Annotated in this window: 20 protein-coding genes and 1 pseudogene; 11 read left to right on the top strand and 10 right to left on the bottom strand. The window is 41.1% G+C overall.

The window, feature by feature from the left end; translation table 11 throughout:
* Nucleotides 1-2: 2 nt before the first annotated feature.
* The 5 genes from KAN5_RS14975 to KAN5_RS14955 form a co-directional block, all read right to left on the bottom strand.
* A complete protein-coding gene (locus KAN5_RS14975; protein ID WP_016709921.1) occupies nt 3-470 on the bottom strand; it encodes a tripartite tricarboxylate transporter TctB family protein in 468 nt (155 codons plus the stop codon).
* A gap of 11 nt (nt 471-481) precedes the next feature.
* Nucleotides 482-1,453, bottom strand: a complete 972-nt coding sequence (locus tag KAN5_RS14970) for a tripartite tricarboxylate transporter substrate-binding protein (RefSeq protein WP_016709920.1) — start codon at nt 1,451-1,453, stop codon at nt 482-484.
* A gap of 12 nt (nt 1,454-1,465) precedes the next feature.
* On the bottom strand, nt 1,466-2,719 hold the full coding sequence (locus tag KAN5_RS14965; protein WP_138555695.1) for a porin: 1,254 nt from the start codon (nt 2,717-2,719) through the stop codon (nt 1,466-1,468).
* A gap of 202 nt (nt 2,720-2,921) precedes the next feature.
* A complete protein-coding gene (locus KAN5_RS14960) occupies nt 2,922-3,656 on the bottom strand; it encodes a transporter substrate-binding domain-containing protein (protein WP_244390027.1) in 735 nt (244 codons plus the stop codon).
* Nucleotides 3,657-3,704: 48 nt separating this feature from the next.
* The gene (locus KAN5_RS14955) at nt 3,705-5,351 is read right to left on the bottom strand and encodes a methyl-accepting chemotaxis protein (RefSeq protein ID WP_016709917.1); all 1,647 of its coding nucleotides are present in this window, start codon (nt 5,349-5,351) and stop codon (nt 3,705-3,707) included.
* 237 nt (nt 5,352-5,588) lie between these two features.
* Here KAN5_RS14955 and KAN5_RS14950 point away from each other — a divergent pair, with 237 nt between their 5' ends.
* The 7 genes and pseudogenes from KAN5_RS14950 to KAN5_RS14920 all read left to right on the top strand — a co-directional run bounded on the left by KAN5_RS14950 (nt 5,589) and on the right by KAN5_RS14920 (nt 15,893).
* On the top strand, nt 5,589-6,923 hold the full coding sequence (locus KAN5_RS14950; RefSeq protein WP_244390026.1) for an HlyD family efflux transporter periplasmic adaptor subunit: 1,335 nt from the start codon (nt 5,589-5,591) through the stop codon (nt 6,921-6,923).
* The gene (locus KAN5_RS14945) at nt 6,920-7,675 is read left to right on the top strand and encodes an ABC transporter ATP-binding protein (protein WP_244390025.1); all 756 of its coding nucleotides are present in this window, start codon (nt 6,920-6,922) and stop codon (nt 7,673-7,675) included. Before KAN5_RS14950 ends, KAN5_RS14945 begins: the two co-directional genes overlap by 4 nt.
* 1 nt (nt 7,676) lies before the next feature.
* Nucleotides 7,677-8,279 carry an ABC transporter permease gene (locus KAN5_RS14940; RefSeq protein WP_244390024.1) on the top strand — a complete coding sequence of 201 codons (603 nt, stop codon included), beginning with the start codon at nt 7,677-7,679 and terminating at the stop codon, nt 8,277-8,279.
* Nucleotides 8,276-10,129, top strand: coding sequence for an FtsX-like permease family protein (locus KAN5_RS14935; protein WP_244390023.1), 1,854 nt, complete (start codon nt 8,276-8,278; stop codon nt 10,127-10,129). Before KAN5_RS14940 ends, KAN5_RS14935 begins: the two co-directional genes overlap by 4 nt.
* 66 nt (nt 10,130-10,195) lie before the next feature.
* Nucleotides 10,196-11,573, top strand: a pseudogene (locus KAN5_RS14930) (sigma-54 dependent transcriptional regulator).
* Nucleotides 11,573-12,856: a HAMP domain-containing sensor histidine kinase gene (locus KAN5_RS14925; RefSeq protein ID WP_244390022.1), complete on the top strand. Its 1,284-nt coding sequence runs from the start codon at nt 11,573-11,575 to the stop codon at nt 12,854-12,856. The pseudogene KAN5_RS14930 and the gene KAN5_RS14925 overlap by 1 nt, the downstream one beginning before the upstream one ends.
* A gap of 88 nt (nt 12,857-12,944) precedes the next feature.
* Nucleotides 12,945-15,893: a DUF3857 domain-containing transglutaminase family protein gene (locus tag KAN5_RS14920; RefSeq protein ID WP_244390021.1), complete on the top strand. Its 2,949-nt coding sequence runs from the start codon at nt 12,945-12,947 to the stop codon at nt 15,891-15,893.
* A 770-nt stretch (nt 15,894-16,663) separates the two neighbouring features.
* Here the strand turns inward: KAN5_RS14920 and ylqF are convergent.
* Entirely contained in the window at nt 16,664-17,608 is a 945-nt protein-coding gene (gene ylqF, locus KAN5_RS14915; RefSeq protein ID WP_244390020.1) for a ribosome biogenesis GTPase YlqF, read from the bottom strand.
* Between the two features lie 91 nt (nt 17,609-17,699).
* On the opposite strand from ylqF, the gene KAN5_RS14910 reads away from it, so the two are divergent.
* Both KAN5_RS14910 and KAN5_RS14905 read left to right on the top strand, forming a co-directional pair.
* A complete protein-coding gene (locus tag KAN5_RS14910; protein ID WP_016710321.1) occupies nt 17,700-18,236 on the top strand; it encodes a YaeQ family protein in 537 nt (178 codons plus the stop codon).
* A 24-nt stretch (nt 18,237-18,260) separates the two neighbouring features.
* On the top strand, nt 18,261-18,857 hold the full coding sequence (locus tag KAN5_RS14905; RefSeq protein ID WP_138555048.1) for an alpha/beta hydrolase: 597 nt from the start codon (nt 18,261-18,263) through the stop codon (nt 18,855-18,857).
* Here KAN5_RS14905 and KAN5_RS14900 read toward each other — a convergent pair.
* Complete coding sequence (locus KAN5_RS14900) at nt 18,854-19,063, bottom strand: hypothetical protein (RefSeq protein ID WP_016710319.1); 210 nt, start codon at nt 19,061-19,063, stop codon at nt 18,854-18,856. The genes KAN5_RS14905 and KAN5_RS14900 overlap by 4 nt on opposite strands.
* A gap of 367 nt (nt 19,064-19,430) precedes the next feature.
* On the opposite strand from KAN5_RS14900, the gene KAN5_RS14895 reads away from it, so the two are divergent.
* Complete coding sequence (locus tag KAN5_RS14895; RefSeq protein ID WP_244390019.1) at nt 19,431-19,904, top strand: Dps family protein; 474 nt, start codon at nt 19,431-19,433, stop codon at nt 19,902-19,904.
* 213 nt (nt 19,905-20,117) lie between these two features.
* On the opposite strand, the gene KAN5_RS14890 is transcribed toward KAN5_RS14895, so the two are convergent.
* Nucleotides 20,118-23,057, bottom strand: coding sequence for a TonB-dependent receptor (locus KAN5_RS14890; protein ID WP_244390018.1), 2,940 nt, complete (start codon nt 23,055-23,057; stop codon nt 20,118-20,120).
* Between the two features lie 234 nt (nt 23,058-23,291).
* On the opposite strand from KAN5_RS14890, the gene KAN5_RS14885 reads away from it, so the two are divergent.
* Nucleotides 23,292-24,032: a LytTR family DNA-binding domain-containing protein gene (locus tag KAN5_RS14885; protein WP_244390017.1), complete on the top strand. Its 741-nt coding sequence runs from the start codon at nt 23,292-23,294 to the stop codon at nt 24,030-24,032.
* On the opposite strand, the gene KAN5_RS14880 is transcribed toward KAN5_RS14885, so the two are convergent.
* Together KAN5_RS14880 and KAN5_RS14875 are read right to left on the bottom strand one after the other, a co-directional pair.
* On the bottom strand, nt 24,029-24,430 hold the full coding sequence (locus KAN5_RS14880; RefSeq protein ID WP_244390016.1) for a hypothetical protein: 402 nt from the start codon (nt 24,428-24,430) through the stop codon (nt 24,029-24,031). The two genes, KAN5_RS14885 and KAN5_RS14880, sit on opposite strands and share 4 nt — an antisense overlap.
* 38 nt (nt 24,431-24,468) lie before the next feature.
* Nucleotides 24,469-26,544, bottom strand: a complete 2,076-nt coding sequence (locus KAN5_RS14875; protein ID WP_029216272.1) for an oligopeptidase B — start codon at nt 26,542-26,544, stop codon at nt 24,469-24,471.
* Nucleotides 26,545-26,590 lie beyond the last annotated feature (46 nt).

Raw genomic sequence — 26,590 nt, 5'->3', positions numbered from 1 at the left:
ACTTAACTCCACAGGTTGCCAGGAACCAAATAAATACCGAGCACTTGGGTCATTAAGAACCAAAACACTACCGCAACAGGAATAGAAGCCAGCAATAAAATCTTCTTGCGACGCTCTCCCATAACAAAAAAACCCACTAATAAAAACACACTGGTTGATATTAAAAAGCCAATTGGTTCAAGCATTGCGCTGTACAACACCATTAATATCAGCAAGCCAAATGTTCTTAATACATGTGATTTTTCAAGTACATCATCCGCATTTGTTTTTTCTGTTGGTTTAAGTAAAGTAGCTCCAATTGAAAGTAAGCAAACGATAATACCGAATGCCGCATATACTTTAGGTAAAGTGGCGGAGGTAACGGTTTCATACTCTTCAAATGGGAGTAATGGAATTTGCCATGCAACAATGGCGTATAGTGTAAATAGCGCCAAGAATAAACTTGGCCCTAGTAATTCGCGATTCAACATCAGAGCCTCGATTAACGTAACGTACGAATAAAGCCGAGTTCTTCCATAACAACTTTAAGCTGTGCTTCTTGCTGCTCAAGTGACTTTATAAATTGATCTTTTTCTTGAAATAGGTTTAACCAACCATTACGTGCACGCACAACTTCCCACTCAGGAGTCGTTTGTAACTTACGTAACTTCTCGGTGTATTGTGCAAGTTTGTCAGCAGGTAAGTTAGGTGCGGCAAAAAAGCCACGCCAGTTAATAAACTCCATGTCATAACCTAATGATTTAAGCGTTGGAATTTCTGGGTAATCCGGTAATGCTTCACCCGATGTGACCGCTAGAATACGTGCTTGGCCGCCATTGGCCACTTCTAACGCTTCACTTAAACCCGTTGAAAGTAGGTTAACTTCGCCCGATAACAAGCCGGCTTTTGCTTTACCACCCGCATCATAAGGGATATAGCGAAGGCGACGACCATCAATACCCGCGGCTTTAACTGCTTGTGCTGCAACTAAATGATCCATGCTGCCACGTGCCGAGCCACCCGCCACTTTTACAGAGCTTGGGTCATCCTTCATGGCGGCAACCACATCTTGCCATGTTTTATATGGTGAATCGTTACGTACCACGAATGCACCATAATCGGCGATCATGCTGGCAACGGGTGTTAGATCTCGGTAGCTGTAAGGAATTTTACCGGTTAATGCACGCAACACGATGGGTGTTGAGTTAACCATCAAAATATCGCCTTTTTTAGTACCAGACTCAATCAAGTAGGCGATTGCACGGCCACCGCCGCCGCCAGACATATTTTGGAATGAAGCATTGTCCTCAATACCCGATTTCACTAAACCTTCGCCAACGCCACGCGCTGTTGTATCCCAACCACCACCCGGACCACCTGGTACTAAAAAGTGAATATCAGCCATCGCAAATGGGCTGCTTAATACTAGCGATGCCGCCAGTACTGTGGTTTTAAATGATTTAAATAGTTTCATAAAAACTTACCCCTAAAATAAATACTGAATACGTGCTGCAAGGCCTAACCCATCATCTTCATCGCCAATCAGATCAACAGCACCAGGACCCTCAACTTCGGAGTAGATCACATTGGCCATAAACTTAATTTGTGAAGAGTAGTAATAGTTTGCACCTGCGGTATAGGTTGTTACTTCAGTACCCTGGAAGTCACTGGTGGCATCGGCACCACTTACGCGTGCTACCAATTCCCACGCATTTTTAATACCTTTAGGTTGAGAAAAAACCGCACTACCTTTCGAGTAGCTTTTTTGCGAACCATCAAGAAAGTAGCTTGCCGTGACAGCGTAAGCATCAAAGCGCTCACCATTAAGAACTGAACTTGCTTCTAATGTGTCTAACTCGCGAGTTGCGTATTCGGCTTCAACGCTAAAACCTTTGTTTTGGTAAGCAGCTTCAAGACCCATTTGCTCAAAGCTATTCAAACGAACTAATTCACCACCAGCCGCATAGTTAAGTAAGCGTGTATTGGTACTACGTACTTCGCCACGAGCCAGTGCGCCGGTTAATACACGGCCACCCATGTCACGTTTCGAATACCAGCTACCTAAGTGAAGAACACCATTATCGAGATCTTTTTGCCACGTCAAACGACCAGTAAGTGACAGTGCGAGTGAGCCATCATCATTATTGTTACCATTAGCGCCGAACGCTTCATTTTTATAAACACCTAGTGCATAACGTAAACCGGTACCTTTAAAATACTGGTATACCGATGTACCCCATTGGAAATAAGGCGATACGTTATCTGCCAATGAGCTACGCTCAATCGTGGCAATATGCTTTGAACTGGTTAACGCGTTTAACGAGATATCTTCACGCAATTTACCAACTTGCACTTTTAAGCCATTACCAAAACCACTGTAACGCAAACGTGCCATCACGATTTCACCACTGTTATCTGCAAAATCTAATAGCAATTTGTTATCCCAGTCACCATGCTCACTTTCAACATATAAACGAGCGCGACGTACAAAAAAGTCGCTGGCATCTTCACCAGAGCGGTTAGGGCCGGCGTTGTAAGCACCATCAAAGTGGTTATAATCCACTTGTAAACGGCCACCAAATTCTAGGTTGAAGGCTTTATTGCCTTTCATTGAGTCGACTTCTTTTTGTAGCTCATCCAGTTGCTGTTGTAATTTTTCAGTATCAGTGGCAGCTAATGCTGAGGTACTTGCTAGTGCTGCGGCAATGGCTAAAGCCAATTGTGTGTTACTTGCTTTCATTATTTTCTCCACACCTGTGTATAATTTTGTTGTCGTTTAGATGAGCTACTGCAATCTGCTATCTAACATCGAGCATAGTGTTAACGCTTGATTAACGAAATGTTTAGAAGTTAAGTTTCATTGATGTTCGTTTCGTGCTTTTTGACCATAAAAACCATGACCAATATGAACACAATAAGAGGTTGATATAATTAGTGTTATTCTATTTTCGTGGTGTTTTTTCAGTTTCAGTCAATAAAAACTGATCAAACTGTTGGCGTTGCTCCTGTGTTAAAATTGGCTTTTTACGGCTAAAAATAAAAAAAACGGGGTCACGATGCACTAAATAAGGGTGCATTATAATAGTGGTTAATTGTTGTTCACGAATAAAGTATTGACCAGCTAACTCGTTTTCGATGCTTATATCACCGTAGTTACGGCTCAACATCATCAGTCGCTGCGGCATCGTTGCTACACTTTGAAAGTTATCGCTAAAGGAAGGTTCTAAGCGGAGGTAATCAATTTCAGGACCTGCATATTGACCAGTGTCGAATAAAATTAACGGTTGCAATTGTAGTAACTCAATCAGAGTACGCTTTTTTAAAAACTCAGCTTTATTTATAAACAGCCGTTGTACATTATCTCGGTAACTCAATGAGAAAATAGCCGAGCGATTCAATGCGTCCGTGTATTGAATGCCCATCATCATGTTCACTTTTCCCACCGCTAAATACCGTTTTGCGCGCTCTACATTCGGCATTTTTACAAACTCAAAGCACACTCCCACAGCGTGTAATGCTTTGCGAGCTAGATCAACGTCGACTCCTGCATACTGGCTGCCTTGAAGGTAACTATAAGGTGGTGAATTGTTTAAAATCGCAATTTTCAGCGTCGCATTGCACTGAGCAAATAATGAATAACTAACCAAAAAGCAACAACAAACAACGAGCTTTATCATAGGCTACCTATCAATCTATAAATTGAAACGTGCGTTCTTATACTTTGACTACACTTTAAAGTTACTCACCAATTGATCCAATTGCACACACTGCTCTGATAGTGCTTGGCAAGAGCGCTCAGCATGATCAACTCGCTCTAACATTGTTGCACTTGAGGTTGCAATGCGCTGTACATTCACGTTCACATCTTCACTTACTTGACTTTGCTCAGTAGCCGCTGTGGCAATCTGCATGTTCATGTCATTAATAATAGTAACGGCATCGTTGATCCGTTGCACCGATTGTGCCGCACCATGAGAATGCTCAATGGTTTTCTGGCCGCTGGCAGTGCTCGACATCATAGCGGTAACAGCTTGGTTAGTGCCTAATTGCAGCTTTTCTATCATATCGTTAATTTCGCCCGTACTTTCTTGAGTACGGCTTGCCAACGAACGCACTTCATCGGCTACCACGGCAAAACCACGCCCTTGCTCACCAGCACGAGCCGCTTCAATGGCAGCATTTAATGCCAGTAAATTCGTTTGTTCAGCAATACCGCGGATCACATCCAGTACGGTTGCTATGTTAGCTACATCTTGCTCTAACGTATTTATTACATTACTTGAGTTGGTGATCTCCGCCACTAGATCATTAATTAAATTAATTGTTTCTTCTATGGTCGCTTTAGCTACATTCGCGTCGTTACTCGCATCACTCGTTGCATCTGCAGCATCATTGGCGTTTTGACTGACATTGTCACTGGTGGTACTCATTTCATTTACAGCCGCCGCAACTTGCTCACTCTCAACTTGTTGATTGCTCGCTTCGCTTAGCACGCTGGCTGTAATACTTTGTAGGTTTTGTGTTTCACTGCGCACCTGCTCTGAGGATTTCACCACAGCCAATACCGTAGTATGGATTTTACTAATAAAGGTATTAAAAGATTTCGCAAGTGCACCCATTTCATCGTTTGATTCAATTTGCAGTCGCTGCGTTAAATCCCCCTCCCCTGAGGCTATATCTTCGAGTGCGCTTTGCATTTTTATCATCGGTGATAATATGATTTTAGATAGTAGCCAAGTAGCTGCTATCGATAAAACAAAGCTAACTATAATACCAACCTGTAAGACTCGGCTCGCAGTAGCTTCTTGCTGTTCACTAAATACTAGAGAATCAGCTAATTTAGCATCGATCTCATCACGCATTGCTGTCACGTTTTTTCTAATACGTCCCAGCACTACCTCCATCTCTTGTTTATTTGATGCTAAATAGCTCGCAGCAAATGTTTGATCAGCAAATAACTGCTTGTAATGATCTGCCCAGATCACCACATCGGCTTTAATATTGTTAATACGGTCATTATTGATATTGCTGATATAACCCAATTTCACTAAATTAAGTGGACTAGATAAGCGTGCATCAACACGAGCTATATTGTCTTCATATTCTTGTTTCTGCACTTGGTAGTTTTCTAGATCCCCCTGACCCAACACCATACTCAAACCAGCCGTTTTTACCTGAAACAAGTCACGATAACCATCTTCCAAGTTATCTAAAACCGTTCTCACTTCTAAACTAATAAAGTTATTAAGTTTTTGTTGTGAATGAAAAGTATATAAAACATATCCCGACAAAACTGAAAAAATCACCAGCGCAACCACTACTGGGATAGCAAACTTAGCCCGGAAACTTAAATTATTTAATAAGCTATTCATAAATACCACTTAACCAATTAAAGAAAAATTACATGCAGCCCATTACCAGAGATACAACGTGTAGTTAAAAGGTAGACTGGTAACGTTGTTTTTCCAAATAAATAAAATGAACAGAATTACTAAACAAATAACCCGCTTTACTATGCGATTTACTTTCCCGCTTTCTTCTTATATTCCCATTAATGGGAAGCCGCAATAAAAACAAAATTAAAATACACTTTATTTTCAATGCATTAAATGTGGCATATAACTCGCTTTAGTCTCCATAACTATTTACAAATCAATAACCACATCATGGATATAGACAGCACGCTAAAACGTAGTAACAAAACAGTCTCAACCAAAAAGCTCATTTTTGGTTTAGTCGTCATTGGCGCTATGCTTATCACCTTCGCCTTAGTGCAATGGTTCTCACCGCACACAATTCCAGCCAGCCAATTACAGATTGCCAGCGTTAGCCAAGCCGATTTTATTGTAAAAGTGCAAGGATTTGGCCGATTGAAATCCAAATATCAACGTTATTTAACCAATACTGACGTTGCAATGGTCGAGGCCATCCATGTGTATCCAGGTACGCGTGTTAGCAAAGACACGGTTATTATCAGCTTAGTAAACCCACTGCAAGCGCAGCGTTTATCGGTTGCGAGGCTGGAGCTTGCACGCCAACAAGCCAGTTTTAGCGAGCAAAAAATCAATCAACAAAGTCAGCTATTAGAGCGCGAAGCTAACCTCACCCTTTTACAAAGTGAGCTTGAAAGCGCCCAGCTTAAAAGCGAAGCAGAGAGTCAATTAATCGAGCAAGGGATTGTCTCAAGCCTTGATTACAAACGCAGCTTACTCACCGTAAAACAGCTACAACAGCGCGTTGAGATTGAACAAAAACGCCTCGCGCAATTAGCGCAAATGCATTTACAGAGGATTAAGGTCCAACAAGAACTATTACGTCAATTTGAGTTGAATTATAAGGTACAGCAGCAAGCTTTTGATGACCTGCAAATCACTGCGGGTATAGATGGCATGCTGCAAGAGCTCAACGTTGAACTAGGCCAAAACCTCACTCCAGGGACCCGTTTAGCGGTAGTGGGGTCTGATAGCGCCCTCAAAGCAGAGCTCAGTATTAAACAAAGTGACGCTGAAAAAATTGCACTCAATATGGATGCTCGCGTAAATACCTTTAGCAACTCAAAGCAAGGTGAAGTGGCAGCTAAAGTGACCCGAATTGACCCCATTGTTAGTGATGGTCGGGTGATGATTGAGCTCGACCTTATTGGTGAATTACCCGCTAATGCTCGCCCCGACTTAAGCATTGAAGGCCATGTTATAAGCGATGTAATAGCGAATGCACTGACCATCAAATTACCGCAAAAAGCAAAAGCTCATTCAAAAGCGATGCTTTTTAAACTTAACCCCAACACTCATTTAGCCGCCCCGATAAATATTGAATTTGGTACACTCAGTGATAATAAAATTCAACTTTTAAGTGGCGCTACAGTGGGCGAACAGCTGATCATTTCAGACCTTACTAAATGGCAGCATTTGGCAACTATAAAAATCGAACAGGAAAGTTTATGAACAACAATACGCTTATCTCATTAAAGAACATCGCCAAGGTTTATCGCAGCCAAAATGTTGAAACCTATGCTTTAAAAAATATCGACCTGACTATTAATGAGGGGGATTATATTTGTATTAGCGGCCCATCGGGCTGCGGAAAGTCGACCTTGCTGTCGTTATTAGGTTTACTTGATAGCCCAACAGACGGCCAATATGCCATTAAAAACGTCGATACCAAAACCCTTGATATGGACCAACAAGCCGAGCTACGCAATTTACATATTGGCTTTATTTTTCAATCATTTAATTTAATCGATGAGTTATCAGTATTTGATAACGTTGCCCTACCACTGACTTATCGCGAGCCCGCGATGAGCCAAGCTGATATTCAAAGTGCAGTAAAACATGCCCTTGATGAAGTTGAAATGGGCCACCGCGCGCAACATAAGCCCAACCAGCTTTCTGGTGGTCAGCAACAGCGTATTGCCATTGCTCGCGCACTTGCCGGTAAACCCAGCATTTTATTGGTCGATGAGCCAACCGGTAACCTCGACTCTAAAAACGGTGATGCAGTGATGGACCTACTCGATGCACTCAATAAAAAAGGCACCACCATTTGTATGGTAACCCATGATTTGCGTTATGCCGGGCGGGCAAAAACTCAGCTAAAGCTACTCGATGGCGAAATTGTCTCGTATTCGCAAGCACGCCAAGATGCGCATACTGAAAATACAAGCGCCGTACCCGCTGATACTGCAGAGGTAATTTAGCATGAGTCGTTTAACTAAAACACGCAGCCAATTACGCTTAGCATGGGCATCACTGATGAACGCACCGGGGTTTGTTACCGCCGTTGTAGCCACCTTGGCGCTCACGCTCGCGACGTTATTTGTAGTACTAAGCCTAGTAAATAGCTACTTTTTAAAACCCCTTGATGTATTTGATGAAAGTCGCATGGTGGTGGTTGAGCAAAGCCTAACCTATAACGATTACGATGCGGTTGGCTTTCAAAGTTATCAGTCGATGGTGCACTGGCTTAAAAACAATCAAAGCTTTGAGCGCACCTTTATGATAAATGCCGCTGAACATGTTTTTTCAAACTTAGACGGACAACCTAAAGAGGATGTGCTGTATGTAGGCGGTGAATATTTTGAACTCCTTCATACTCCCTTTGTACTCGGACATGGCTTTAAAAAGGGCGGAACCATAGAGGAAGCCAATAATAGCGTAGTCATTTCAGAGAAGTTCTGGAAAGAACACTTTAATAATGACCCTGATATAATTGGTAAATCCTTAAAAACAGCCAGCGAAGATGAAGGTAATGGGCATATAATAATAGGTGTTGTAGCGGCTAATTTCAGCCCCCCTATATGATTAAAGCAGGCTCTGTTGAAGTTTGGTATCCAACTAGTTCTGACCGTCGGTTTTTCCATAATGATAACTGGCAAAGCCCGTGGACCAACACGTTTAGAAACCTAAAACTAATTGCAGTATTAAAACCTGGCGTCACTAACGAGCAAGTAAAATCCGACTTAAAAGCCCAAATTGATAGCATAAAATCTGAGTGGCTTAATAATGGCGGTATAACTGATGTAAAGCCTGTTGTTACACCGTATCGCGAAGTTGAACTTGGTAATAATGATCAACTTAGTTTAATGATGCTTGCAGGCGCGGTGGGGCTATTGATCATCGCTGTACTAAACGTCAGCACCTTGTTCTTCTCGCGCGCGTTAGCACAACATAAAACCTTAGCATTACAAGCTGTACTGGGTGCAAAGCGTAAAACGTTATTTAACAGTATATTGCTGCAATCTCTTATTTTAATGAGCATATCGGTCAGTATTGCACTGTTTTTATCTATCTGGGGAATTAGGCTCTTTAAAGTATTAGCCGAGGGACGCTTGCCACTCGTGAACAGCTTGGCTGTTGATACTAATTTGGTGCTGATAGCGGTAGTTATGTGTATTGCTTTAGCGTATATATTCTCAGTGATCACTGCTCGTTTAGTTAACTACAAAACTTTAAACAGCCAAATGCAAAACAGTGGCAAAGGCGGCGTGTCGCAAGTGTCTGGACGTACTGTGCGTATACTAATTGGCACACAAATGTTTGTGGCCGCTTTATTAGTTAGCTTTTCAATTATGATTGTTAGCAAAGCGCTCGACACCATTAATCGCCCACTGGGTAGCGACACTGAAAACCTGTACTTTGCACAGTTATTTCAAACTAATAATGATGCAACAATAGCTGAGCGCTATGAACAAGTTAAGCAGTATCAAAAAGTATTACAAAATAGCGAAGGCATTAAAGATGTTGCACTTGGCCATAGCCCTGTGACACCAAGGCAAAATGCCACTAGCTTGACCGATGTTGAAGGTAAAAGCTCAATCTTCTTCCCAAGCCAATGGGTCGGCTCTGATTATTTTGCTTTAGTCGGTACAAAAATACTCGCTGGGCGCACCTTTAGTGAGCAAGCAATTCGCGGTGAAACTAACGAGCTATTGGTATCTATCAGTGTCGCAAAATGGCTACTACCCGATCAAGACTATACAAATATTATCGGTAAAAGCTACAGAGGGTTAGAAGACAAAATGTTTGAAATTGTCGGCATAACGGAGGATTTTAACCACCCTAAATACTACGACGAATCATTTGGCCGACACATATGGTGGCCTGCACAACCTCGCAGCTATATGTTTGTTATTGAAACAGAGCAAGGTGTTGAGCTTACCAGCAAGCACGTTTTAAGTTTATTAAGAAAAGCCAATAGTCACCTAACCTTATGGCAATTTAGAGACTTACAACAAGAGTACGATGATTTATTGTATATGAGCCACCTAACCGTTGCACTGTGTAGTACCTTGGCATTATTTACTCTATTATTAGCAGCAATAGGTATATTTGGCGTACTTAGCTATAACTTAGGCCTGCGTCGTTATGAATTTGGTATTCGTATGGCACTTGGGGCTAAAAAAGCACGCCTATTTAAACTCATGAGTAAAGAAGCTGTTATCCCTGTACTCATTGGTTTTATTCTAGCCCTAGCAACCGTATTAGCGGGTTACTTAGTGTTACAAGAGCAGCTTATTTCGTGGTTAATTTTAGACGTGCGTTTACAACTAATGGCATGGTTTATCACTTTGATTATTGCAATGTTCGCCTGCTTTAGGCCACTCTTGTTGTTAATTAAAGCCAAACCTATGGCCGCACTTCGTAACGATTAAACAATATGATGTGATAACCAAGCAAAAGTAAAGTAATTTGCTTTTGCTTGCAACAAGAAGAACAAAATGGACTCAATTTTAGTTATCGACGATCAAGCAGATGTTCGCATGGCCGCCATCGTCGCTTTAAATCAAGTTGGCTTGCAATGTATTGAAGCACAAGGCCCTGAGCAAGCCCTCGAAATTATAAACAGTAAAGCAATTAGCCTTATTTTGCTCGATATGAACTTTAGGCTCGATACCACCTCCGGTGAAGAAGGCCTGCGATTTTTAAAGCAACTACAATCGCTTGGCTCAACCATTCCCGTGGTCGTAATGACCGCCTGGGCCAGTGTCGATGTCGCGGTAAAAGCCATGCAGTTAGGCGCTGTTGATTTTGTTGAAAAGCCATGGAACAACCTGCGCTTAACGGCGGTGGTACAACAGCAGCTCAAACAACAAAAAAACCAACCACGACAATGCTTGTTTAAAAGCATTGCATAGCACCAGCGATGCTAATTACATTGCTCTATCAGCCAGTATGCAACAATTACTAACACGCGCTAAACGCGCCGCAAAAACCGACGCCAGTATTTTAATCACCGGAGAAAATGGCACCGGTAAGAGTCTACTCGCAAACTATATTCACCAACACTCTAATCGCTGTGAGCAACGCTATGTGAGCGTAAATATTGGTGCTATTGCGCCCTCTTTATTTGAAAGCGAATTATTTGGTCACAAAAAAGGCGCCTTTACCGACGCCAAAGAAGACCGCCTTGGCCGTTTTGAAATAGCCAATGGCGGCACCTTGTTTTTAGATGAAATAGCCACGCTACCCCTAGAGCTACAAAGTAAAATGCTGCGCGTGCTAGAAAGCCAAGAGTTTGAAGTATTAGGCTCAAGCCACACCCAAACAGCGGATGTACGCATTATTGCTGCCACTAACGCAGAGCTGGCTAAAGCCATTGAAGCGGGTGAATTTCGCCGCGATTTATTGTTCAGACTCAACACTATTGAACTGCATATTCCGCCACTGCGTGAGCGCCCTGAAGACATTATAGAATTAGCCCATCACTTACTTGCAACGCACAGTAAAAAATACCAACGTGAAGGCATGTCACTTTCAGCCACTGCGACCAAGGCACTCACGAACTACACGTGGCCGGGCAATGTCCGAGAACTTAGCCATTGTATTGAACGTGCCGTGATCATGAGCGATAACGACAATATTGACGCCAGTGATTTAATTCTTGAACAACCCAGTAGTGATACAAGTAACAGCGCAACAAGTGAATCATTACCGTTGCTGCCACTGGAAGAACTTGAAAAACAGATGATCCAAAAAGCGCTGGCGCAATTTAATGGGAATGTTGTTGCCGCGGGTGAGTTTTTAGGCTTGAGTAAGTCAGCAATTTACAGAAGAATCGACAAACACCAACTTGATTTAAAAGAAGCAGACTTTTAATGGCTCGCACTCACTCGCTCGAACAGCGCCTAATAGGTTATGCCGCTTTAATTTTGTTTATTGTATTAACCTTGTGTATTTTGCTTGTCATAACGTGGGAGCTAGATTGGTTTGCAAGCATTAGTATAATGCTCCCCGTCGTCGCAGTAAGCCTGTTTGCAGTCGTCAAAAGCTACAAATTGACCCTTGATGTTATCGAGCGCTTTGGTACACAACTCGATGCCCACGCTAACAACGAGAGTAATAGCTGGCATTTAGCGCAGTATCAAAGCGGGCGAGTCGCCAACCTTAAAAAAGACTTTACCAAGCTCAGTGACAAAATTGCACAAAGTAAACGCCACTATATGCAAACCGAAGAGTTCGTGTTTGAGTTTGCCGGCATGCTTGATTTACCTATTGTTATTTTAGACCCTCACGGGCAAGTTTACTTTACCAATAAAGCATTTTTAAACACCTTAACAGCCCCCAATGTTGAGGGGTTAAGTAGCGCCGATTTAGGGTTAGTTTATAGCGACGGTAGTTGGCAAATAGAGAAAGAGTCTCGTTTTAAGCGCCGCTTTATCGTATCAGCACAAACATTTTGGCGCTCAGGGCGAAATTACGAACTGCTTACACTATTTTCAATCGAACAACAGCTGCGCGCAAATGAACAAGACATTTGGCAGCGCTTAATTCGTGTGCTTAACCATGAAGTACGTAACTCCTTAACGCCAATTTACTCCATGAGCCAATCATTACAAACCATGAAACAACAAGGGCAAATAACCCCGAGCCCAGACCTTGCTCAAGATATGCTGCAAGTAATTGAAAAGCGAGCGCAACATTTATTAGATTTTGTAAATAGCTACAGCGCGTTTGCAAAGCTCCCCACGCCAAACAAACAGCAAATCAATAGCGAGCAAGTGAACTTACGGCTACAGGCAATATTCCCTGAGCTTGTAATTCACTCATCTCAGCCAGTGAATTTTACCGCCGATTTAGGTCAGCTTGAGCAAGCACTTATCAACCTAATAAAAAATGCCTTTGAAGCGGGCGGTAACACGCCCCCCACACTTAACTGGCAACAGCAAAATGATGACGTTGTGATTGAGCTGACTGACAGCGGCACAGGCATTGCCAACTCCGACAACCTCTTTGTGCCATTTTACTCAACTAAAGCCCAAGGTGCAGGTATAGGTTTAGTGATCAGTCGCGAGCTCATTCGTAATCAAGCTGGCCAGTTACAATTATTAGCCAACCCACACGATCGAGGCACACAAGTCATAATTTGTTTGCCAATATAATCCCCTAGATTTTATTGGCTTATATTCCTTTGCTTGGTAATCTTGTAGCCAAAAGGACACTCAAACTTTACCAATAAGAAGAACAATAATGAAATGGACTCAATTAGCAACGAGCATGTTCTATGCTTTTTTACTCATGATCAGCTTCTTAAGTGCAAGCCAAGAGTACCAAATACAGCCAGCCGAAGACTGGATAGAGCAGCGCACATTGATCACGACTGAGATCCCCACAAACAAAATCGCAGATGGCACTTATTATTTATTACTCGATACGCAAATAAAGGTCACAGAGCAACAACCCTCACAACGTTACACTCGCACCGTTATGCAAGCTGTAAATCAATCAGGTATTGATTACATCAGCCAACTGAATATTGATTTTGATCCAAGTTATCAAACGCTGGAGCTCAACGGCTTAGGCATTATTCGTGACGGACAATACATAGATAAATTAGCCAGTGCGCAGTTTAAGGTATTGCAGCGTGAAACCGATTTAGCTAATCGCATTTACAACGGCAGTTTAACGTTAAATATTATTGTTGATGATATGCGTACGATGGATAAGCTTGACTACAGTTACACTATTACTGGTCGCAACCCCATTTATCAACATTTTGCGGCATCTCGCACCTTAAACTGGTCCGTACCGGTGGCGCAGCAGTTTATGCGCGTGCTATGGCAAAAGGACGCACCTTTATACATCAATACCGTCAATGGCGAAGTTGATATAACCGACACCCCTTTAGAGCTCGGGCATGACTACCAAATTAGTTTGCAAAATCAGCCAACGGTTGCATCTTCAAACCAAGTTCCTCACTGGTATAGTCCTTATAAACAAGTATTTTTCTCAGAGTTAAAATCATGGCAAGACGTAGCAAATTGGGCAGTTCCGTTATATGAATCAGCAATAGAAGTAACCCCCTCTATTACACAGGTTGCCGATGAAATAGCCCTAAACAACCCAGCGATTGCTGACCGTATTGCAGCCGCATTAAAATTTAGCCAAGACGAGGTTAGGTATTTAGGTCTTGAAATGGGCACAAACTCCCATCAACCGACTTCAGCTTCTGAAACTCTGGCACTTCGCTACGGTGACTGTAAAGACAAAACCGTTCTGCTTATTTCATTACTAAAAGCAATGGACATCAAAGCTTACCCTGCCCTAGTAAACACAGATGAGGGAAAACGGCTGATTGAACTGCCCGCCTCTGCTCGTGTGTTTAATCATGTCATCGTTACCCTTGAGTATGCAGAGCAACGCTATTGGCTAGACCCAACAATAAACTATCAAACCGGAACCCTAGCACATTTAGCACAGCCTAATTATGGTTATGCCTTAATAGTTAAACCTTCCGAATCACGTCTCACGGCTATGACTCCACCTGTCGATGCAGTTGCAATTAAAAGCTATGATAATTACACCATCGCCGTTGAACCTGAGCAAGCTGCAACATTTCAAACTCGCTACATTTATAGCCAGTTTGAAGCAATAAATAGACGCAGTTCATTAGCCCGTAATGGGCTCGATCAAATAGCCAAAGATTACCACGAATATTATCAAGGCTATTTTCAAGGTATTACCATCGATAAGCCGATGACAGTGACTGAAAGCACAAATAATGGCGAGTTTCTAAGTGACGAGTTTTACCTTATTAATGACTTTTGGCAACCTGACGACGAAGGGTTAAGAGCTGACTTTTATGCCTCAGATATACAAAATAGCGTTTACGAACCCGATCAAATTAATCGTACAGCGCCGCTGTATTTTAAATACCCCAACAATATTGAAACCGTAATTAAGGTTAAGTTTTTAGAGCCTAATTGGCATTTTGATAATGAGCAAAGCGAAATTGATAATGCTTTTTTTAATTTTAAAAAAACCACCCACTTTGTGGAAGACACCTTAACACTTAACTTTTCATTTAATGCCAAGCAAGATCATATTCCAGCCGCTCAGATTAAACTTTACCTGAGCGAACGAGCAAAACTCATCGACGATACACAGTTTGGCATTGTTAAATATGTAAGTGCGGATACCACTGACGGCTTTGCGCTAGAAGATGATTGGATCATTTTAGTGTTACTTGTTTATCTACTTGCGATGCTCTTTTTTATTGTCGCATGGCGTATTGAATCAGCAAAACGCCCGACATTTAGTGATGCACAGTTTTACCCTGTTACAAATGCTAAGTTTATTCTTTATAGTATCCTCACCTTAGGGCTATTTATAAACTATTGGAGCTACCGAAACTGGCGGGCGATTAAAATACAACAAAATAGTCATATCATGCCAATTGCTCGCGGTATTTTTGCACTGTTCTTTTTCTACTCGTTATTTTTAGAGCTCCTCGCGCACAGTCAGGAGCACCATAAAAAGAATAAAGTCATGCCAAATGCGCTGGCGTTAATTATCTGGTTACTACTTATGGTGCTTACCGCGACAACGCGTTTTAGTGCTTATGCAACGATTGGTTTGTGTATTATTCCATTTATTTGGCTGCCGATGGTTAATTATATTCAACATATAAATCACTCATCTGAAGCACTGACATACAATTCAAAATGGCGCGTAAGAAACATCATTATCAGCATCATATGGGCACCTATTTTATTTTTAGGGTTACTCCAAGAGAGCTATTTAATTCCCAGCACATCAATTGTTAAAGGTGATAAATTATGGCCATATCAAGTGCAATTTATGAAACGTCAGCAACTAATACCTCTGGATGAAGCTATCTTATATTTTTATAGTGATGCATTTATTGATTTTCGCAGTGATGGTAATGGCATTACTGACAACTATATATTTAGTTACTGGCAAAATGAACAAGGGCAAATTGAGTCAAACTTAAAGCACTTCAAAGATATAACTAGCATAGAGGTGACTTATGGTAAAACTCAACTAGATAATACGCTGATCAAAGTTATTGATCAGCAAGGCGAGCATTTCTTACTTATCGTCGGCAGCGAAGGAAAAGCAGATGCAGAGCTAGTTAAGCGAATAAACCGCCGCTTAGATAGCAACAACCAGAGATAGATTCAACAAACCTATCTCTAATGAATATTTACTTGATATGAGAAATTATTTTAACAGCCAAGTCTTTGCTTTGTTTGTATTTATTTAGAAACAAACAAATAAATGAGAATTATTTCCAACTGGGTGTTGACAGTTATTTAGATCTAACTGATAATCAATATCAACAAGACGGAAAAACATAACGACTTGTACGGAATAAACTGAATTTGTTTCTCGACCCTGAAACACGTGTGGCGCACGTAAACTGCTAAGGTTTCCTGTTTCTAACCGCAACGCCCCTTGATGTTGGTGACAGGTAACCGCCCTACTTTACTTGCTACATTGCTCATATCGGTGACGGTAGATATGAAACTAAAAAGCCCTTACGGGCTTTTTTTATGCCAAAAATTCCTATATAAAAATTTACTTTTTATATAACCGACTAAATTTAATAGAAAAATAAAACAAACAAACTTAATGAGAATTATTTTCAAATAGATGTTGACACTTTTTGAAATCTAACTGATAATCAATATCAACAAGACGATAAAGCACTACGGCTTGTACGGAATAAACTGTTTTGTTTCTCGACCCTGAAACACGTGTAGCCCACGTTAAAGCTATGGTTACCTGTTATTAATCGCAACGCCCCTTGATATTGATAACGGGTGACCGCCCTACTATTTTACTTGCTACATTGCTCATATCGGTGACGGTAGATATGAAACTAAAAAAGCCCTTACGGGCTTTTTTCATGTCTAAATTTTAATAGGCTAACCGGTATAAAACAATTAACGGCGATTTTTACGAGCGCGGGCCCTACGTTGTTTTTTCTCTTCTTCTTTAGCCGCTTTTTTAGCCTCAGCTGCAGCACGAAGCTCAGCAACCATTATTTCTTCCTCTTCACGCATCGCAGGCGTTTCCATGGTGATACGACCTATAATGCCATCGCGTAATTCATTAATGAGAATTTCCGACATTTTATAGGTATCAATTTGATTGCCACCGCGAATACAGCCGCGCTTTTTTCCCGCCATTTCAACAAATTCCCAATCATTTTCTGGTAATTCATCGATTTTATAACGTGCCTTTAAAAGCTCAGGGTAAGCACGCAATAAATACTCAGCGGTATAACTTGCCACCTCTTCATATTCAAGTGCAGTATCACGTATCGCACCTGTCGCACCTAAACGGTAGCCTGAGTTTTCGTTTTCAACTTTTGGCCATAACATACCCGGCGTGTCATAAAGCATAATACCGTCTTCAAGCTTAATACGCTGCTGTGCTTTAGTAACTGCGGGTTCGTTACCGGTTTTAGCAACTATGCGACCGGCTAACACATTTATTAGCGTTGATTTACCGACGTTTGGAATACCCATGATCATGGCTTTAATTTGCTTATCGGCACCGACTTTATGCGGCACTAGCTTTTTACACAGCTCATTAATGCGATGAACCTCAGCTGCTTTATCATTACCAAACGCAATCGCCTTTACGCCATTTTCTTGCTCAAAGTAATCCTTCCATGCCTGGGTCATTTTAGGATCAGCTAAATCCGCTTTATTCAAAATTTTGATGACCGGCTTACCTTCACGCAAAGTAGCCACCATCGGGTTTTCACTACTGTAAGGAATGCGCGCATCAAGCACTTCAATGATCACATCCATCTGTGGCATGATTTCTTTAATTTCATTACGGGCTTTATTCATATGCCCAGGGAACCACTGGATAGCCATTTTTATACTCCTACAGATAATTTCACGCTATTTTAACTGGCTCAGGCAGTAATTGCGCTATACTGGCGCAAATTTTTTCAAATAAACTATTATGGCTCTTAAATCGACGATTATTAAGGCGCAGTTATCGCTAAGCGATATGGACCGCCACGTATACCAAGACTTTAATTTAACCTTGGCACAACACCCATCAGAAACTGAGCAGCGCTTGATGATCCGCTTGCTTGCGTATGCACTCAATGCGTGTGATGGTTTAGAATTCACAAAAGGTTTATCGGCTGATGATGAGCCTGAACTGTGGCATAAAAACTACAGTGAAGAAATAGAGCTGTGGGTTGAACTTGGCTTACCAGACGAGAAGCGCGTTAAAAAAGCCTGTAATAAATCTAAAAAAGTGGTGTTATACACTTATGGTGAAAACAACCAAGCAATTTGGTGGCAAAAACATCAACCTAAGTTGTATGAGTTTAAAAATCTAAGCATTTTCAGTTTAGACTTTGCTGCAACTCAAGCGCTGGCGGCATTAGTTGATCGCAATATATCACTGACGATCACCATTCAAGATGGTGATGTATGGGTGAGCTCTGATTCAGTGAACATTGAGATAAAACCAGTACAATTAATGTAAAGTGTATTTAGTAAAAGAGGGTGTATGGCTGTTAAGCAAGTTGTGGTATTACATGGATTGTATATGTCTGGCTTTGTTATGCGCCCTTTATGTTCGCAACTAGAAAAGTCAGGCTTGAGCATACTCAACCTTTCCTACAATACATTGTCTCCCGATCGTGCCGCTATTTTTAAACAGATTGATGATTTTATTGATGATAAAAGCACCGCACTTGTGTGCCACTCAATGGGCGGGCTAGTGGCACGAGCCTACTTAGCAGCTAACTCTTCACAAAGTCAAAACGTTGAAAAAGTCATTACCTTAGGCACTCCTCACAAAGGCAGTCATATTGCGCGCAGGATGCAGCAAAAAGGCTTTGATGTGTTTTTAAGAAATAGTGTGGAATTTTTACTCACCGAAAATGGCGATTGGCCATTTAATGCTAAGCTTTATAGTATTGCTGGTGATTTACCCATAGGCTTGATGCCACTAATAGCAAAAGGCAGTCAATCAGATGGCACTGTGTTACTCGATGAAACCAAACTCAATGGCATGGCAGAGCACAAGGTGTTTCACCTAAGCCACACCAGTATGATCTACTCACGCCAGGTAATGAGCTATATTCTTGACCTAATAACTTAATCTTGTGCACTGGCTGCTATTTTATAAGCAATAAAAGCGATAATTGCCAAGATTAACGGTGTTGGTGCGGCGATATAACCAAACGTAGCAAAGTTCGCAAAGCTCGCCCCTGCTAAGTGGCCAACCAAGCCAACTACAAATGCTAACAACGCTATACCTATAACTATCAACTCAAATTTATTCTCTTTGTTAGTTTTAGCGCGCATGATCTTTCTCCATGTAATTAATCTATGTTGATTATGCGCCGGCTAAAAATTGAACTCTTGACCTAAATCAAACCCTCGTAGACAGTCAAAAAGTGTAATTATAAAGTTTGTTCTGGATCATGGTTTTGTTCTATCTTTAAGTAAATATCCGTTATTTTCCCCTAAGGGGTAGATTTTTAAAGTTTGGCACCCATTTCTATTACAGTAATGCTTACGAAAGTAACGAGTTTTATTTGAGTGGTTTATTGTTGATAGGTAAAAGCTATGGCTATCATCGATTCTAACCATTTTACAGTTCATCAATAATGGCTGATACTTACTATCAGTCATTCGAAAATAACTTATCAGTTTATTTAAGGAGAGTAATATGTCACAGGTAAACGCAATCGGTCTTAACAGTGCGAAAAGTGAAGATATCGTAAAGTCACTAAATACCCTGCTAAGTAGTTATCAAATTCAGTATATGAATGCTCGTGGTTTTCATTGGAATATTAAAGGACGTAACTTTTTTGAGTTACACGTTAAGTTTGAAGAAATTTATAACCTACTACTATTAAAAGTTGATGAAATAGCAGAGCGTATTCTTACCCTTGATGGTGCGCCACTGCATGCGTTTTCTGATTATTTAGAGATCAGCAAAATTAAAGAAGCTAAGAATATTAGTGATGGTGAGGCTGCTGTAGAAAATCTACTAGCAGGGTATAGCACATTAATTAACATGCAGCGCGAAATTCTAGAACAGGCGGGTAATGCACAAGATGAAGGTACTGCATCATTAATGGGTGATTACATCACTGAGCAAGAAAAACTAGTTTGGATGTTAAAAGCATACTTAAATTAATTATGCCAACGCTTAGATTAGGTAAATAAAAGCCCTCGTTAGAGGGCTCAAGTAGGGATAAATCGTTAAATAATAAGCGATTCAATTTATATATTAAACACCCTACGACTAACCGCAACGCCACTGTTACAAGTGGCGTTTTTGTGGGTGTAAGCAGCCTGTTTATAGACACAATTTATAAAAAGCCTCATTAATATGAGGCTTTTAACAATATTAGAACTTACTTCTAAACCCTATGTAATAAGTTTGTCCAATTGGATCATAAGTTCCAGCAGCAGTTTCCGTTCCCGTGCTTGATCCGCTGACACCAGAAATAATTCGCGGCGGCTCTTTATCAAACAAATTATTTGCCCCCATATACAATTCAACAGCGTCACTTATATGGTAGCTTGCTTGCACATCATGGTAAGTCACCGAACCTACACCAACTGAACCTGCAGGGATATTATCAAAACCATTTAAAAATTGATCATCAAAGTCGGCACTACCGGTATAAGTCATGCTCCAGTTAAAATCAAAGTCATTAATTTTATAACCCAAGTTCCAGTTTGCTTTATGTTCTGATGCCCCTACTTCACCCGCAAAAGTATCTTTAGCTACACCAGGTAATGGGATTGAATAGCCATCAATTAAATAGGTATACGCTAAACGTGTACGAAATGATCCAGGGCCAATATCAGTCGCATAGGTCAATGTTAAATCAACACCTTCAGTACCTAACCCACCACTGTTTGATACACCACTATCAATAAACTCCAATGAACCAGCGCTATTATTGCCTGCGGCTGCACTGCGGCGAGTAATAAAGTTACAAAAGCTTTCATCCCCACCATAACATTGTGAAAGAATAAACTGGCGCGGTGTTGCCACAATCGCGTCATCAATTTCAATATCAAAATAATCGATAGTAATATCAAGGCCTGAAATTAATTCTTCAGGAGTATAGACGATCCCTACAGTAACAGAGTTACCAACCTCTTCTTTTAACTCTGGATTACCGCGGTTAAAACCACTGATACCTTGCAGATCAGATTGATTAAGCGTAAATACACCATTTTGCGCGATATTAGTCGCAACCCCCACATCAGCACGACATGCAACATCAGCAGCACCACCGCCAGTACTACCAACACCTACACAGGGATCAGTTAAGCCACTAGGGAAAGTCTGCGAAGGTGGTGAAAATAATTCATCAATATTCGGGGCTCGTGTTGAACGCGCACGTGTTGCCCGTAAACGAAGGTCATCTGTAACAGTCCAATCAATACCCACATTCCAACTTTCTGTATTGCCAACAGTAGAGTAATCGGAAAGGCGAATTGCAGCATTCATAGTTACAGCATCAAGTAACGGTATATTAGCCTCAACATAATACTCAGTAACATCAAATGAACCTTCTGTGGCGGGGATCGCATTACCGGCATTTAACCCTGCTTGCTGTAGCGCATCAAATTCACTACGAGAAAACTCTTCACGATACTCAAAGCCCGCTGCGATGCCGATCACACCTGCCGGTAACTCAAATAAATCACCGGATACATTACCACCAATGATTTCTTGTTCGACTGAGGTCGATAACATGCTCGGAGCACGAACAAAATCTATTGCGCTTTGCGACATTGAATTAAAACCAAAAATATTTACCGGAGCACAGTTAAAGCTGCGCGCTGTCGCATCAATACAAATTGCTTCATTCGTAATACCATCGTCATCTAAATCAAAGCGATCATTTACGGCTTCTAAGCCTTGACGAAAACTTTGCACATTTACTAAGCCACTTGAAACTTGTGACTCTTTTGTTTTACCGTAAACGTAATATGTATCGTAAAACCAGCTATCGTTAATCTCACCTTCAAACCCTATAGCTAATCGAAATGTATCTCGCTCTGCTCGTGCACCTCGATTACCGATATCACTTAAGCGTTTAGCAAAGAATATATCTTTAAATCCGTCGCCATCAGTGTCTGTTGCAGCATTATAAATATCATCAGGAACGTATGCGTTACGTAGTACTTCATCTTGTACTAAAAATTCAATAGGGACTCGTCCATTGCTATAAATATCGTCAGAAGCAAATGGAAATGGCTCGAGTTCTGAATTGGTTGTACTGGAAGCGTAAGTGCCTTCGAAAAAGAAACTATGTTTATCTGTTAACTGATAACTACCATTGGAGGCAAATAAATAGCGCTCTGTTGGAATAGCAATAGTACGAACACCATTTCTGTTAAATCCATCAGGCCCTAAGGTGCCATTACCATTAGTGCTAAAGCCATTTTGTAAATTATTATTTTGATCATAAGTAAAGCGCGTATCTCCAGCATCAAAACGTCCTTGTGGTGGAAATGATGAAAAGAACGGGCGAACAGCTTCAAATATATCACTTGCTTGACCTGTATTCCGATCTTCAAACGCAATTTGAGCTATTTGATCCACTGAGGAGCGCTCACGATCTCTAGAAAAAACAGCTCCCTGATCAGAATAGCCCAAATGAAACATCGCATGGCCTTTACCATCACTGCTACTAAGCCCAGAAGTAAATGAAAACTGACGAGACTGATCATCGCCCTCTTTTGATTCACCAAATTGACCTTCAAACTCAATACCCTCAAAGTCATCTTTGAGTACAAAGTTAACAACACCGGCTACTGCATCAGATCCATAAACCGATGATGCTCCACCTGTCATAATCTCAACTCGTTCGATGAATTGGCTTGGAATACTATTTAAATCAACCGCAGAACTACCTGGAATACCTGATACATAACGACGTCCATTAACAAGCACTAATGTTCGCTCTGAGCCCAAATTTCGCAAGTCCACTGTCGCCACGCCCGCGCTTGAGGTATTGAAATTAGAATTCGTACGGCTAATTGCCGGAGAACCAAAGGCTGGGTTTTCAAGTAATAAGTCCTGGATATTTAGTGAGCCAGAAGAATCAATTGCTGCACTATCAACTACCTGAATTGGGGCTGAAGACATCGCTTCAGCTGAGCGTATACGCGAGCCTGTAACTTGGATGCGCTCAACTGATTTAACCTCATCCTCTGCTGCTGTAAGATTTAAAGACACCCCAGTTAATAACGAACCACTTAGTGCAATACTAAGCGCTGAATACTTAAATGCTCTATTTTTTGTCTTTCTTCTTCTGTTCATGAAATTCCCCTGAATTGTTATTTTAAGTAACTAAATTGCTACCGACTCCTAACATAAAGGGCTTGCAAGTGCTTCTCTATAAGTATGATTTCAGTGGCCAAAAAGCTGTTACAAATGGCATGTATGGCGTGACCAACATCAATCCGCAATTAGAAATTAATTTAATTTCATCTAATATAAATAGAAAACGGTACATTCCGGTCTACTACTGTACACGTATAACAGGATTGCCCGATGTTTACTGCTTATTTCAATGCGTTAACGCTCATTAACGATAAAAAATTCAATAGCTTGCTAACTATGCAGGTTTCTGGAAATCGACATTTTGACGGATGTCACTCAGCAAACTACGATCAACTCAGTCAAATCGACACCAGCCAATTTAATGTCATATTCTTTCAGTTGACAGACACACCTGAACCAGCCCATATAGTGCAACTCATTGAATTAAGTAAGCAGAAAAAATTGGTGATAATTGCTGATGATGCACAATTAGCTAACTTAGCTTTTGAAATTGGCGCAGTCGATTTCTTAATAACCAAAAGTCCTTCGAGCAGAATTCGACAGTGTTTTGAAAAGTTGGTCCACCTATGCCCATTAGCTAGCACTATGGAACACAACTACCAAAACTCTAATGCTCGTAACCATCTAATTATTAAAGATGTTGGTAAGGTAAGATTAATTGAAATTGACGATATTATTTGGATCAATGGTGCTGGTAACTACGTGGAGTTGCATTTCTGGGAGCATGACAAAGTTGTTTTACATCGTGAAACGATTAAAAAACTTGAACAACAGTTAGCGCCAGCAGGATTTATCCGTATTCATCGCTCAACGCTGGTAAAGCAAAGAGCCGTCTCTGAGTTAGCTGCAACTGAAAGCGGTGATTATAAGATTACTTTAAAAAACAGCGTGCAGCTAAATTTATCACGACGCTACAAAAATAGTTTAACGAGTATTTTAGAGCGTACTTAACATAGCCAATTTTTTACATATTGATGCTCAGGGTACTGTGCTAAGTAACGCTGAGCATTCATACAAAATTGCACATCCATGCCACTACCAAGCCAAACACTTTCTAACATACTTTGAGCTACAATACTTGGTTGTATGTAGGTAACGCGTTTATAGCCTCGCGCTTTAACGCCATGAAAATACTCGGTTGCCACCGCTAAGCTATCTGCGGTGGTTAATTCAAATTCCGCTAAATTAATTACAGCATATTCAATTGAGTTTGCAGGTAATGTTGATAAGTCGGCTTGTACACTGTTAGCAAACGCAATGACCCCTTCTCGGTTAAAGCAACCAATGACTTTAATATAAATGATTGGCGGCTCTATTGAGTATTCCCAACTTCCATGCACTTCAAACATATATACACCTCTCAACTCAATCACATACAGCTGCCATGTTATTCAGCTAAGCTAATGAAAAATGCCATTTCTAGGGCTTTTTCTGCCAAGCTTTTAAAGCGACCCGATGCGCCACCATGCCCTGCATCCATATCGGTTTTAAACACTAAAATATTATCATCGGTTTTATATTCACGCATTTTAGCTACCCATTTCATGGGTTCCCAATATTGCACTTGCGAATCATGCAGCCCCGTAGTAACTAAGATATTTGGGTAAGCCTGAGCGCTAATATTGTCATACGGTGAATACTTTGCAATCACGTCATAATAATCTGGATCATTCGGGTTTCCCCACTCATCATATTCATTAGTGGTCAGCGGAATAGACTCATCAAGCATGGTGGTTAGCACATCTAAAAATGGTACATGACAACCCACACCTAAGTAAAGCTCAGGGGCTTGATTCACAACAGCGCCCATCAACAAACCTCCCGCGCTACCGCCAGAAGCAAACACTTTATTTTGCGCACCATATCCCTGCGCAACAAGTGACTTAGTCACATCAATAAAGTCATTAAAACTATTTTGCTTATGTTGTTTTTTACCTTGTTCATACCACTGACGCCCCAACATTTCACTACCGCGAACATGGGCTATAGCGTACACAAAGCCACGATCAAGTAAGCTGAGTGAAGTACTCGAAAAACTCGGATCAATGGTGATACCGTACGCACCATAACCATATTGAAATAACGGATTAGTGCCGTCTTTGTTAAATAATTCTTTACGATAAACCAATGACACCGGTACTTTTACACCATCTCGCGCCGTGATCATCAATCGCTCCGAGCCGTAATTGTCAACATCAAACTCACCTAACACCTGCTGTTGTTTAAGCAGGGTTTTCTCTGCAGTTATTAGATTAACCTCATAAAGCGAGCCTGGCGTAGTCAAACTTGAATAATAGATACGTGCCGATTGAGAGTTTGGTTCAGGATTTATCGCCACAGATGCATAAAAACAGGGGTCATCGAATTCTAAGGTCATACGCTGCTGTTGCTTATTGATCACAATAAAGCGGGTTTGTCCTTGCTCTCGCTCTGTTAACAATAAAAAATCATTAAATAATTCAACACCTTCAAGCAGTACTTCAGCTCTGTGAGGGGTGTGTTCAAGCCACTGCGTTTTATCAGCAACTGTTGCGGCGCTCGCAGTCATTAAACGAAAGTTTTTAGCCTGCCAATTGGTCACGATATAAAAGGTATCTCCGAGTTTATCAATATCAAACTCATGGCCTTCTTCACGCGGCATTAATTGCGTAAACTCACCGCTAGGCTGATTGGCATCTAATACCCAAGTATCATTAGTTTCAGTGGTGGCTAAATCAATAATAATTAGGCTTTCATCACGGCTTTTACCAAGTCCCATGAAAAAACTACGATCTTGCTCTTCATAAACCAATACATCTTGTGCTTGTTTAGTTCCTAACACATGACGATAAACCTGATAGCCCAGTAAAGTTTGCAAATCTTTCTTTACATAAAATACTGTTTTGTTGTCATTTGCCCAAACAATCTGACCTTCGGTGTTTTCTAATACGTCGTCAAGTAACCTATCATTATCAATCGTCTTAAACTTTACGGTATAAATACGGCGGCCATCAGTATCTTGCGAGTAAGCGAGCAACTGCTCATTGGGACTAATCGCAACTTCGCCTAAGTCATAAAACTCAAAGCCTGCTGCCAAGCTATTTACATCTAATAATAATTGCTTATCGGTCGCGTTTATTTCACGACTACGGTAGTGACGAGAGTACTCGTCATCACCGCGAACCTCAGAGTGATACCAATACTGACCATCCTTAACAGGAAAGGTATTGTCATCTTTCACTATGCGGTCTTTAAGTTCGTCAAACAAAGCCGTTTGCAACGGCTTAATTGGTGCTAACTGTTGTTCGCAATAATCATTTTCCGCAGCTAAATGCGCCAATATAGTTTGCTCTGTGCGCTCGTCATCACGCATCCAATAATAATCATCTATGCGTGTTTGCTGGTGCGTTGTTAAAACGTGCGGCTGTTTACGTGCAACAGGCGCATTTAAAAGAGAAGACAACGATAAGTTTGATAAAGCCACAGAAAAACCAATAAAAAATTTTGATGACGAGAGTTTACCATAATTT

The sequence above is a fragment of the Pseudoalteromonas sp. KAN5 genome (genome assembly GCF_022846535.1).
Classification (GTDB): Bacteria; Pseudomonadota; Gammaproteobacteria; order Enterobacterales; family Alteromonadaceae; genus Pseudoalteromonas; species Pseudoalteromonas haloplanktis.
The sequence above is the reverse complement of the archived record's forward strand: the minus strand, read 5'-3'. Positions and strand labels throughout refer to the sequence as shown.